We start from the raw sequence: 12,471 nt of genomic DNA on the forward strand, positions 1-12,471 counted from the left end.
CCGTGAGGTGCTGGAGCTCTTTCTAGAGTGTAAGGGAAGCTAGTATCCACCCAGCAAGGGTGGCCCCCCATACACCGATCAGTCCCGGCATCATGAAACTGTGGTTGAGAAGATACTTTCCAACACGGGTGGTGCCGGTACGATCCATGTTGATGGCGGCCAAATCACTGGGGTAGAACGCAAAAAAGAAATAAGCGTAACATGCGGGAATGACGCCAACCAGAACAGGCATGGGCACGCCCAAGGTCAGGCCAAAGGGAATCATGATCGCCAGTGTTGCTGCTTGGCTTTTTACGAACATGGAAACGGCGAACAAGGCAAAAGCAAAGGTCAGGGGGGCATACTCCACCATTTGGCGGACTGTGTTGATAAGCAGCTCTTCGTTGTCACTTACAAAGGTGTCGCTCATCCACGCAATGCCAAATATGGACACGACGGCAATCATTCCCGCATTAAAGACCCCGCTTCGGGCAATATCAGTAGCCTTGACGTTACTGTAAAGCATGATCAAGGCCCCGTAGGCCAACATGACAATCTGTACGATGGTTGTCATGGGTACCGCTTTGCCGTTGGCTACAGGAACCCATTGCGGATTCAGGGCCAGCATGACGATGGTCAGAATCCCGCTGAAGAAGAGGACAACAGATATTTTCGCGGAAGCTGGTAGTGTTTTGTCGAGAGTTGTTATGCTGGTTCCAAGGCGTTCCCTGAATTCAGTGTCGGTCAGCCGTGCCTGATACTCCGGATCCTTATTCAGGTCCAAACCACGATTGAGGCTCCACAGGCAGGCGAGTCCAAGGCCGAACAGTCCTGCGGGGACAGTCACGATCAGCAGATCGACAAGTCCTATGGCCCCGGGTGCGTCATGGGTAATCGCAAGAAAAGTGGTTACAGCTGCGGCAACCGGACTGGCGGTAATGCCCATTTGCGATGCAACACTGGATATAGCCATGGGACGCTCCGGCCTTACCCCCGTTCTCAGGGATACGTCAGCAATAACGGGCAGTAGCGAATAGATGGCATGCCCACTGCCAACGCAGACCGTCAAGGCAAACGAGCAAAAAGGGGCAATAAGTGTGACATGCTTCGGGTGAGTCCTGAGCAGCCGTTCAGCCTGTTGGACCAGCCAGTCCAGTCCACCGGCGGCCTGCAGGGTTGCTGATGCCGTAACAACGGCAAGAATGATCAGCATGACGGTCACAGGTGGTTTGGCTGGAACAGCGCCAAATCCGAAGCACAGAACGGCAACCCCCAAGCCGCCGATCAACCCCAAGGAGACTCCGCCCCGCCGGATACCGATCAGGATTGCACCCAGAACCAGAGCAAATTCCATCCAGAAAACAAGCATCTATGCCTCGCAAACCCTATCAGTCATTTCATCATTATGTCGAAAAATAATGAATGTACGCTAATACCATCATCCTTTTTCCGCAATTTATTTATGGGAAATTGTGTGTGTGGCCTCGGCTCTGTCCAGACCTCCGTCAGGTCTGGTGATTTTTGACGTGTTCTGGCATCTTAGGCGGACTATGCAGAATGCCTTTGTTCACCTCCGCCTTCACACGCCCTATTCAATGTCCGAAGGGGCGATACCGATCAAGACGCTTGGCAAGACATGTCGCGAACGCGGTATGCCGGCTGTTGCCATTACTGATACCCGCAACCTGTTCGGTGGGCTGGAGTTTTCGGTAACCTTGGCCGCAGATGGTGTGCAACCGATTATCGGATGCCAGGTTGCCGTGGAACGCGGCGGGGATACTGACCCCCCACGGGGTCGGCCGGATATGGTGCCAGACCAATTTGATGATCTTGTTCTGTTGTGTCAGAATGCTGTTGGTTACAGCAATCTTATTGCGCTGATTTCTCATGCATTTATGGCGGCAGAGAGTGGTGAGATACCAAAGATACGCCGCCCTGATCTGGAATCTCGAAGTGAAGGATTGTTGTGTCTGACGGGTGGGGTTTCCGGGCCGGTTGGTTATCGGATACTGAATGGTGGCTCACAGCCTGCTGAGGCTGAGTTGCAGTGGCTTGGATCGGTTTTCCCCGGGCGGCTGTATATGGAAATACAGCGCCATGATACCCCGGAAGAAAACAGAACCGAGCCTGTTTTTCTCGATCTTGCTTACAAGCACGGGCTTCCTCTTGTCGCTACGAACGATTGTTATTTCCCGGATCGCGAGTTATTCGAGGCTCATGATGTCCTGATTTGTATGTCGCAAAAGCTGACGGTTTCTGCGACCGAGCGGCGGCGGTTGACGCCGGAGCATTATCTGAAATCGGCCGCTGAAATGCGGGAGCTTTTTCAGGATCTGCCGGAGGCCATTGATAATACCCTGACGATTGCCCGCCGCTGTGCAGTGATGGTGGAGAAGCGCAAGCCAATCCTGCCGCGTTCAGCGCGTGCCGTGGACAGTTCAGAAGAAGATGTGTTACGCCAGATGGCCCGCGAAGGGTTGGAAAGGCGCCTGCCTGTTCATGTTTACATGCCGGGCATGACAGAGGATGAGAAAGAGAAGGTCGCTGCACCCTACTATCAAAGGCTTGCGTTCGAACTGGATGTGATCATCCAGATGGGCTTTCCCGGTTACTTTATCATTGTTGCTGATTTCATCCAGTGGGCGAAAGACAACGACGTACCCGTTGGTCCGGGGCGTGGTTCCGGTGCTGGTTCCTTGGTCGCATGGGCGCTGACCATCACCGACCTTGATCCCCTGCGCTTCCAGCTTCTCTTTGAGCGGTTCCTGAATCCGGAGCGCGTTTCAATGCCGGACTTCGATATCGATTTTTGTCAGGAGCGGCGAGGGGAAGTCATTGACTATGTGCAGAAGACATACGGACGTGACCGTGTTGCACAAATTATAACTTTTGGAAAGTTGCAGGCCAGGGCTGTGTTGCGGTCTGTTGGTCGTGTTCTGGAAATGCCCCTGGGTTATGTTGACCGTATCTGCAAGCTGGTGCCCAACAATCCGGCCAACCCTGTCAGCTTGCAGGAAGCCATTGTTCAGGAACCGCAGTTACAGGCGCTGCGTGACAGTGATCCCCAGGTTGCCCAGCTGCTGTCTATTGGTCAGCGCCTGGAGGGGCTTTATTCCCACGCATCAACCCATGCGGCCGGCGTGGTGATTGGCGATCGTCCTTTGGACCAGCTGGTTCCGATGTACCGCGATCCCGGGTCAGACATGCCGGTGACCCAGTTCAATATGAAGTGGGTTGAATCCGCAGGGCTTGTGAAGTTTGACTTTCTTGGCCTGAAAACGCTGACTGTACTGCAGAAGGCTGTCAACCTGTTGCGGGAGAGAGGGAGACAGATCGATCTGTCTTCCCTGCCTCTGGATGATCCGAAAACCTATGACATGCTTGGTCGTGGAGAGGCAGCAGGCGTGTTCCAGCTGGAATCCCAAGGAATGCGGGATGTCCTGACGCGGATGAAACCTGACTGCCTGGAAGACATTATCGCGGTTGTTGCCCTGTATCGACCGGGTCCGATGGATAATATTCCTTCTTACATTGCCCGCAAGCAGGGTACCGAGCCAATTGACTATATGCATCCCAGCCTGGAGCCGATCCTGAAGGAAACGTACGGGATCATGATCTACCAAGAGCAGGTCATGCAGGCAGCTCAGGTTCTGGCAGGCTATTCCCTTGGTACTGCGGACTTGTTGCGTCGGGCCATGGGGAAAAAGATCAAGGAGGAAATGGACCAGCAGCGCGCCATGTTTGTGCAGGGCTGCGCGGAGCGTGGCATTGCCTCCGGTCAGGCTTCCGGTATTTTCGATACCATCGCCAAGTTTGCCGGTTATGGGTTCAACAAGTCCCATGCCGCAGCCTATGCCTATGTAGCCTATCAGACAGCGTACATGAAAGCCAACTATCCCGTTGAATTCATGGCTGCGATCATGACGTATGATATGCATAATACAGACAAGCTGGCCTCTTTCAGGGGGGAGCTGCAACGTTTGGGTATTCCGCTTCTACCGCCTGATATCAATGCCTCTGATGTTCAGTTCAGTGTTGAATTTGGCGATGCAAGCCCACAGGGGGCGGTACGTTATGCACTGGCTGCGGTCCGCAATGTGGGCGAGGCTGCCATGCAGGGGTTGGTGACGGAACGCAGAAGTCGCGGTGCTTTTCGTTCCGTACAGGATTTTGCCGGGCGTGTGGACAGCCGCGCTATCAACAAGAGGCTGCTTGAGAGTTTGGTCAGGGCAGGGGCTTTTGATTGCTTGGAGCCGTCCCGTGCGCGGCTTTTTGCCGGTATAGAGCTTCTCTTGAGGCATGCCCAAGCAGCTGCAGAGGCTCGTGCCTCGTCCCAGGTCAGCCTGTTTGGTCCTGCAGATACGGTTCCACGCTTTGATTTGCCTACAGGCGAAGAGTGGTCCAGGACAGATATTCTGAATGAAGAGCGGGCCGCCATCGGCTTTTTCCTGTCGGCGCATCCCTTGGATGCCTACAAGACAACCTTGGAGCGGCTTGATGCTGTTCCTTCTTCTGACCTAGTGATGTATTTGCGGAATGGAGGGCAAACGCCGGTACGTATGGCTGCCATTGTCGGGGGGCGTAAGGAAAAAACCGGGCGTAATGGTTCCCGCTATGCCTTTGTCAGCCTGTCGGATGCGGGTGGCGGGTACGAAGCCATGTTTTTTTCCGAGATTCTATCATCCAGCCGGGATCTTCTGGACTCCGGCAAGCCGCTCCTCCTGAGTGTTGATGCCCGGCTGGATGGCGATCAGGTCAGGTTGTCCGTCCAGCACGTTGAAAGCCTGGATAATGCCGTTTCCAGGGCAACCAAGAAAATCATGATTGTTTTTGATGTTCCATCCTGCCTTTGCAAGGTGCGTCAGATAATTGATGCTGACGCCAAGGGGCACGGCCGGGTTGTTCTGGTGGCCAGAACGCGATTTCAGGAGGTTGAGATGCCTCTTCGTCAAGGGTTTGCCTTGTTCGGCCATACTATTGGTGCCCTGAAGGATGTTCCCGGAGTCTTGGAGGTGCGGGAAATCTAGGCTTGCGCTGCCCAAGTCTGATATCCAGGCTTGCAATTCATGGTCTGGCGCGATAAACAACCAGCCTTGTGCAAAACTACACACACGGGTGCACGGGCCCGAGGTCCTCTTCCAAGGGGACTATGGTCCATCCGGTGCCGTTTATTCGGCCACTTGCCCTGTGGAGGTATCAACCGGAAAAGAGGAAATAATGGCTCTTCCGACATTTACACTGCGCCAACTGGTCGAAGCTGGCTGCCACTTCGGTCACAACACCCGTCGCTGGAATCCCCGCATGAAGCCCTACCTGTACGGGGTTCGTGACGGAGTGCACATCATTGATCTGCAGCAGACCGTTCCGATGTTGCAGCGCGCCATGGAGAAAGTGCGTGAAGTCACGTCTTCAGGTGGTCGTGTGCTGTTCGTTGGCACCAAACGTCAAGCGCAGGATATCGTTGCTGAAACAGCTCGTCGCTGCGGACAGTACTACGTCAATCACCGCTGGCTTGGCGGGATGCTGACCAATTGGAAGACAATATCCAATTCCATCAATCGTCTGCGTGAGTTGGAGGGGATGTTCGAGAGCGGCGCTGTCAACAGCTTCACCAAGCGCGAGCAGCTCAGCCTGACCCGCGAGATGGAAAAGCTTGATCGTGCCTTGGGCGGGATCAAGGATATGGGCGGCCTGCCCAACATTCTCTTCATTGTCGATGTGACAAAAGAAGATCTAGCCGTTGCTGAAGCCCGCAAGCTCGGCATTCCCGTGGTTGCCATCGTTGACTCCAATGCCAGCCCGGAAGGTGTTGATTTCCCTGTTCCAGGCAATGATGATGCCATTCGTGCCATCACCACGTATTGCGATCTGATCGCGGGATCTGTTCTTTCGGGTATCCAGGCAGAGATGACAGCTGCTGGTGTTGATGTTGGCGCATCGGAAATGGCTCCTGTTGAGCCGGTCCTTGTCGCCGAGAGTGACAGCGCCCAGGCAGAGGCCTGAGGCGTTCGCGGTTGAAGAGGTGCGGCGGCGACAGCAGTTGCCGCCGTTTTCCTGAGTGCCCCACTGCGCGTGAGGCTCTTCGAGATAACTGAACTATCGGGCTGTCCGGCTATTTTTTCTCTGTTGTTGGTCGGTCTCGGTGTCCTGAAGAAGAAGGTGTTACACTAATGGCTGAAATTACTGCTGCACTGGTAAAAGAACTGCGTGAAACATCCGGCGCGGGCATGATGGATTGCAAGAAAGCGCTGTCCGAGACCGGTGGGGATCTTGAGGCCGCGGTTGATTGGTTGAGGAAGAAGGGTCTTGCGGCGGCTGCCAAGAAAGCAGGGCGTGTGGCAGCCGAGGGGCTGGTCGCTGTTGCTGCCATCGGCGCACGTGCCGCAGTTGTGGAGCTCAATGCCGAAACAGACTTTGTGGCCCGGAATGATCAGTTCCAGTCCCTCGCTCAGGGTATTGCCCAGGTGGCCCTTGGTGTGGATGGCGATGTTGATGCCTTGAAGGCTGCGGCTTTCCCGGGATCCGGTCGCAGTGTTGCTGATGAGGTGACTGCAGCCATTGCGTCCATCGGTGAAAATATGAACCTGCGCCGCTATCAGGCGCTGTCGGTGTCTTCCGGTGTTGTCGCCTCCTATGTCCATACGGCAGTCAAGCCCGGCCTTGGCAAGATCGGTGTTCTTGTTGCGCTGGAATCCGAAGGTGATGTGACCCGTCTTGAGGAAGTTGGCAAGCAGATCGCTATGCACGTCGCGGCTGCCAATCCGCAGTATCTTGACAAGGATCTGGTGGACACAGCTGCTTTGGACCGGGAGCGTGATGTATTGGCCGATCAGGCCCGTGCCTCCGGAAAGTCCGAGGACATCATTTCCAAGATGGTTGATGGTAGGCTGCGGAAGTTTTACGAGGAAGTATGCTTGGTCGAGCAGATTTTTGTTATCGATGGTGAGAGCAGAATTTCTGCCGTCGTTGCCGATCTGTCCAAGGAACTCGGGAAGCCTGTGGTGCTGAAAGGCTTTGTGCGGTTTGCTCTGGGTGAGGGGATCGAGAAGCAAGAATCCGACTTCGCTGCTGAGGTTGCAGCTGCGGCGGGGCATGCTTGATCTTTTCTTGGGTCTGTATTGCTTGTGTTGATGTGGGAGGCGGCAACGTTGTGCAATCTTGCGAGTGTTGCCGCCTCCCGCTTGGGTCTTGATATCTTCGTGTCATTCTTTCCCCCGCTGTGCCTTCTGGAGTTCTAATCATGTTTGTCCTGTCAACCTGTCGCCGTGTTATGCTCAAGCTATCTGGCGAAGGATTGATGGGGGATCGTGAATACGGCATGGACCGTGCTGTTATAGAGGCTATTGCCCGTGATGTACGGTCTGTTGTGCAAGGCGGTGTGCAGGTTTGCCTGGTGATTGGCGGTGGTAATATATTCCGCGGTGTTTCTGGTGCAGCGCAAGGAATGGACCGGGCCAGTGCTGACTATATGGGAATGCTTGCCACGGTCATGAATGCACTGGCCGTGCAGAATGCGCTGGAGCAGATGGGCGTTGATACCCGGGTCCAGTCCGCTATTCCCATGTCTGCTGTTTGCGAGCCTTATATTCGGCGCAAGGCTGTGCGTCACATGGAAAAGGGGCGTGTCGTCATTTTTGCGGCAGGTACAGGTAACCCTTTTTTTACAACAGATACAGGCGCTGCCTTGCGTGCTGTTGAGGTTAATTGTGACGCTTTGCTGAAAGCTACCCAAGTTGACGGTGTCTATTCTGCTGATCCAAGGAAAGACTGTAATGCCAAGCGTTATGAGACTCTGAGCTACACAGAGGTTCTGACCAAGGATTTGCGTGTCATGGATGCGTCGGCTATTGCGTTGGCGCGTGAAAACCGCTTGCCTGTTGTTGTTTTTAACATGCATGGGAATGGTGCTTTTGCCGCTGTTATGCGTGGTGAGGGGCGCTATACTGTTATTTCCGAGGAGAATTGATCGTGGCTGGTGACTATGCCTCGTTGAAGAAAGATATCCGGCACCGTATGGAGCAGGCTGTCGAGGTGATGAGAAAAGAGTTTGCCGGTTTGCGTACAGGGCGTGCGCACATCAGCCTTCTTGATCCTGTGCAGGTTGAGGCTTATGGCCAGAGCATGCCATTGAACCAAGTGGGTACGGTTGGTTCTCCTGAGCCCAGGATGTTGACGGTCAGCGTTTGGGACAAGGGAATGGTCAAGGCAGCTGAGAAGGCTATTCGTGATGCCGGTCTTGGACTTAACCCAATGGCGGATGGTCAGACCATTCGCATTCCGGTCCCTCCCTTGACAGAGGAGCGGCGCCAGGAACTGACAAAGGTTGCCGCCAAGTATGCAGAGACAACACGGATTGCCGTGCGTAATGTCCGCCGTGACGGGAATGACAACCTGAAGAAAATGGAGAAGGATGGGCTGATCTCACAGGATGAGCTTCATACTTATACCGCTGAAATACAGAAAATGACTGATGATACAATCAAGTCCCTGGATGAGGTTCTTGATCACAAGCAGAAAGAAATCATGCAGGTGTAGTGTTGTTGTGTAACATCTGTTTTACTAGCTTTCTAACAAGCTGAAGGGTGCATAACCTTGCATGTGGCAATCATCATGGATGGTAATGGTCGCTGGGCGCAGAAAAGAGGACTGCCCCGGGTGGCCGGCCACAAACGTGGTGCCGATGCTGTAAGGGCTGTGGTCGAAGCTGCGCCCTCTCTCGGTATTAATCAACTGACCTTGTATGGTTTTTCATCTGAGAACTGGAAGCGACCGCAGTCCGAGGTGTCTGCCTTGATGGGGCTGCTTCGTCTTTATTTACAGTCTGAGGTGTCACGTCTGAACTCTGAAGATGTGCGCCTGAGATTTATGGGTGATCGCTGTGGGTTGGCAGACGACATTGCTGCCTTGATGGCCGATGCAGAAGAAAAGACTGCCGGTAACAGTTTGCTTGATCTTGTAATTGCAATTAACTACGGCAGCCGGGCAGAGATTGTTTCGGCGGTTCAGAAGTTAGCCGGAATGGTCCGGGATGGATTGCTGGATGCAGGTTCAATTTCCGAGGATCTGTTTTCCTCTTCTTTGATGATTCCCGGCCTGCCCGATCCTGATCTTTTGATTCGGACTAGCGGTGAGCAAAGGATTAGTAATTTTCTTCTGTGGCAGTGTGCCTATACAGAGCTTGTTTTTACAGATGTCTTGTGGCCTGACTTCAACAAGGCTGAACTTGCGAAATGTTTACAGGCTTTTGCGGGTCGTGATCGACGCTTTGGTGCCTTGACGGGCTGACTGTTTTATTATGTGTGGGGGTATCCGTGTTAGGAGCCAGAGTCTGTTCGGCGTTGTTTCTTGCTCCTGTTGTTCTTTTGGCTGTCTGGTTTGGTGATATTGCCTTTTCATCCGCTGTTGCTCTTGCGTCTGCCTTGATGGTCTGGGAGTGGGACAGGATGTGCAGGGGGCGTTTTGGTGGTTGCGGGATGCTTGCTGCCGGAACTACGTTTGTGTCTGCCCTGTTGGTACCTCATTCGTCCTTTGTTGCCTTGGGGCTTGTATGGATCGGGACGCTGATCGTTGCTGCATTCAGCCGGTCAGGTTGGCTTGCCATGGGTGTGCTTTATATTGGCCTTCCGTGCCTTGCTCTTTCTTGGCTGCGTGGCGAGACGGATGTCTGGACGCTCATGTGGCTCTTGTTTGTTGTGTGGGCAACCGATACGGGGGCTTACGTTTTTGGGCGCGCCATCGGCGGCCCCAAGCTTGCTCCGCGGATCAGCCCCAACAAGACTTGGGCTGGTTTGTTGGGTGGTGCGGTGTGTGCTTCTGTAACGGGTGCTGCATTGCCATTCATGCTGGATATGGCGGGCTGGCTGTTTGCGTCGGTTCTTGCTGCTCTTCTTGCCGTTGTGGCCCAAGTTGGCGATCTTTTTGAGTCTTCTGTGAAAAGACGCTTCAGGGTCAAGGACAGCAGTGGGATTATACCGGGGCACGGTGGTATCCTGGATCGTCTTGATGGTCTTGTTGCGGCGGCACCCGTTGTTGTCTTGGTTGTTCTCGCCTTGGGTGGAGGCTTGGGATCTTGGTGATGCGATACCCGGTTCACCGTGCAGAGCCTGCTGATGTCCGTCGTGTCTCTATTCTTGGCTCGACGGGTTCAGTTGGTACAAGCACCCTTGATTTGCTGTCTGCCAAGCCGGAAAAGTGGCATGTCGTTGCCTTGGTTGGTAATCGTAACATTGATCTTTTGGCGCGGCAGGCTCGTGCCTTTCATCCTGAAATTGTCGTGACTGCGGATCCGGCTCTTTATTCTGACCTTAAAATGGCGGTGGCTGGTACAGGTGTTGAGGTTGCTGCGGGATTGGATGCTGTTGTTGATGCTGCGTCCAAGCCTGCTGACTGGATCATGTCGTCTGTTGTGGGGGCTGCTGGTCTTGCCCCGACCTTGGCTGCTGTTCGGCAAGGAACTGTTGTTGCCTTGGCAAACAAGGAATCGCTTGTTTGTGCTGGTCGCCTTGTTATGTCTGAGGTGGTACGTTGCGGTGCGACTCTTTTGCCGGTTGATTCAGAACACTCTGCTATTTTCCAGGTTCTTGACCAGTCCGTGGCGGATCAGGTTGAAAAATTGACGCTGACGGCTTCTGGTGGTCCTTTCCGCCAATTCTCCCTCGAGCAGATGCGCGATGTAACTCCGGATGAGGCTGTTTCTCACCCTGTTTGGTCTATGGGGGCGAAGATTTCAGTTGATTCTGCCTCGATGATGAACAAGGGGCTGGAGCTGATTGAGACCAGCCACCTGTTTGGTGTCAATGAAGACTGTATCGATATTGTTGTGCATCCGCAGTCTGTTATTCATTCTATGGTATCTTATAAGGATGGATCTATCCTTGCGCAGATGGGTGCGCCGGATATGCGTATCCCGATTGCCTTTGCTCTTGGATGGCCTGGCCGTATGGAGGCCCGGACGGACAGACTGGACTGGCGTACCTTGGGTTCCCTGACATTTGAGCCTCCTGACGAGAACCGTTTTCCTGCTCTTCGTCTTGCTCGTCTTGCCCTGTGTCAGGGTGGTGGTGCTCCGACTGTTCTTAATGCAGCCAACGAGATTGCGGTTGCCCGTTTTCTTGATGGTTCCTTGCGCTTTACCGATATTGCCGCTGCGGTCGAGGAAACGCTGGCCCGTTTTTCGGGCTGCCCGGAGCCAGAGCATCTTTCTGATGTTCTGGACGTTGACCGTCAGGCCCGCGAGATTGCAGTGCAGATGTGTCGGACCCGATTATCCGGAGTGGCTTCTGGTCCCGGTTGATGGTGTTATTGCGGTCTTCATAAATTCCTGAAGGATACGGATACGTTGCGTCATGGATGTTCTTTCATTTTTTTCCACCTACCTCGTTCCGTTCCTTCTGACGCTGACCGTCGTGGTTTTTGTCCATGAGCTTGGGCACTTTCTTGTTGCCCGCTGGAATGGTGTGCATGTGGAGGTCTTTTCCATTGGCTTCGGTCCTGAAATCATCGGGCTTGACGATGCGCGCGGAACACGCTGGAAAATATCGCTGATTCCATTAGGGGGCTATGTCCGGTTTCTGGGCGATGCCGATGCCTCCAGTTCGGTTGCTGCCGATGTGGCAGTTGAAGATCGTGAGCGTTCTTTTGCAGCTAAACGGGTATGGCAAAGAGCAGCTATTGTTTTTGCGGGTCCTGCAGCAAATTTCCTGTTTGCCCTTGTTGTATTTTCTCTGGTTTTCATGTTTGTCGGCAAACCATTTACGCCGGCTGTGGTTGATCGTGTCAGCGAAGGAAGTCCGGCGGCTGCGGCTGGTATCCAGCCTGGAGACGAAATTGTTGCCATAGAGGGGCGGGCTGTTCGTCAGTTCGAGGATCTTCGTATGCTGGTGCCTGTTTACGGTGCGGCTCCCATGCGTGTAACGGTTCTGCGCAATGGGCAGTATCTGCTTCTCCATACTGTCCCAGAATGGCGGGAGATGCCCGATGGATTTGGGAAGACACAGAAAATTCCTGTTTTGGGTGTGTACTCCTCTGGTTCAGCGTTCCGTATTGAGCGTCTGGGGCCGCTTGATTCTGTTGTTGAGGCTGTGAACCGGACATGGTCTGTGAGTGTCAGTACACTGGCAGCCCTTGGTCAGATTGTTGTCGGAACCAGGGGCGTAGAGGATCTTGGTGGCCCTGTGCGTATCGCTGAGTATTCCGGCAATGCGGCGCAGCTCGGGTTTCTCAGCATGATTATGTTTGTCGCTGTCTTGTCCGTTAATTTGGGTCTGATTAACCTGTTTCCTGTCCCTGCACTTGATGGGGGGCACCTTGTTCTTTACGCGTGGGAGGCTGTTTGTGGTCGTCCCTTGGGAGAGAAAGCTCAGGAGATTGGTTTGAGGATTGGACTTATCCTTCTCTTCGGGCTAATGATCTTCACGACTTGGAATGATATTCTGCGATTGATCGCGGGGTAGCACTCCGGCTATTTTTGTTTTGTCCTGCTTTTGTCATTCT

10 protein-coding genes are annotated in these 12,471 nt (G+C 53.8%); 9 read left to right on the forward strand and 1 reads right to left on the reverse strand.

What is annotated here, in order from left to right:
* Window positions 1-22: 22 nt before the first annotated feature.
* Window positions 23-1,348, reverse strand: a complete 1,326-nt coding sequence (locus HEQ61_RS00865; protein WP_168018757.1) for an anaerobic C4-dicarboxylate transporter — start codon at window positions 1,346-1,348, stop codon at window positions 23-25.
* Between the two features lie 181 nt (window positions 1,349-1,529).
* On the opposite strand from HEQ61_RS00865, the gene dnaE reads away from it, so the two are divergent.
* The 9 genes from dnaE to rseP all read left to right on the forward strand — a co-directional run bounded on the left by dnaE (window position 1,530) and on the right by rseP (window position 12,431).
* On the forward strand, window positions 1,530-5,006 hold the full coding sequence (gene dnaE, locus HEQ61_RS00870) for a DNA polymerase III subunit alpha (protein WP_168019211.1): 3,477 nt from the start codon (window positions 1,530-1,532) through the stop codon (window positions 5,004-5,006).
* A 190-nt stretch (window positions 5,007-5,196) separates the two neighbouring features.
* The gene (rpsB, locus tag HEQ61_RS00875; protein WP_168018758.1) at window positions 5,197-5,982 is read left to right on the forward strand and encodes a 30S ribosomal protein S2; all 786 of its coding nucleotides are present in this window, start codon (window positions 5,197-5,199) and stop codon (window positions 5,980-5,982) included.
* A 167-nt stretch (window positions 5,983-6,149) separates the two neighbouring features.
* Entirely contained in the window at window positions 6,150-7,079 is a 930-nt protein-coding gene (tsf, locus tag HEQ61_RS00880) for a translation elongation factor Ts (protein ID WP_168018759.1), read from the forward strand.
* Between the two features lie 140 nt (window positions 7,080-7,219).
* The gene (gene pyrH, locus HEQ61_RS00885; protein ID WP_168018760.1) at window positions 7,220-7,945 is read left to right on the forward strand and encodes a UMP kinase; all 726 of its coding nucleotides are present in this window, start codon (window positions 7,220-7,222) and stop codon (window positions 7,943-7,945) included.
* A gap of 47 nt (window positions 7,946-7,992) precedes the next feature.
* On the forward strand, window positions 7,993-8,514 hold the full coding sequence (gene frr, locus HEQ61_RS00890; protein ID WP_245183067.1) for a ribosome recycling factor: 522 nt from the start codon (window positions 7,993-7,995) through the stop codon (window positions 8,512-8,514).
* A 57-nt stretch (window positions 8,515-8,571) separates the two neighbouring features.
* Window positions 8,572-9,264 (forward strand): isoprenyl transferase, encoded by a 693-nt coding sequence (locus HEQ61_RS00895; RefSeq protein WP_272487505.1) that lies wholly within the window; start codon window positions 8,572-8,574, stop codon window positions 9,262-9,264.
* A gap of 26 nt (window positions 9,265-9,290) precedes the next feature.
* Window positions 9,291-10,055, forward strand: coding sequence for a phosphatidate cytidylyltransferase (locus tag HEQ61_RS00900; protein ID WP_168018762.1), 765 nt, complete (start codon window positions 9,291-9,293; stop codon window positions 10,053-10,055).
* On the forward strand, window positions 10,055-11,272 hold the full coding sequence (locus HEQ61_RS00905; protein ID WP_168019215.1) for a 1-deoxy-D-xylulose-5-phosphate reductoisomerase: 1,218 nt from the start codon (window positions 10,055-10,057) through the stop codon (window positions 11,270-11,272). Before HEQ61_RS00900 ends, HEQ61_RS00905 begins: the two co-directional genes overlap by 1 nt.
* 52 nt (window positions 11,273-11,324) lie before the next feature.
* A complete protein-coding gene (rseP, locus tag HEQ61_RS00910; protein ID WP_168018763.1) occupies window positions 11,325-12,431 on the forward strand; it encodes an RIP metalloprotease RseP in 1,107 nt (368 codons plus the stop codon).
* Window positions 12,432-12,471 lie beyond the last annotated feature (40 nt).

Origin of the sequence: Haematospirillum sp. H4485 (assembly GCF_012102745.1) — a bacterium.
GTDB lineage: Bacteria > Pseudomonadota > Alphaproteobacteria > Rhodospirillales > Rhodospirillaceae > Haematospirillum.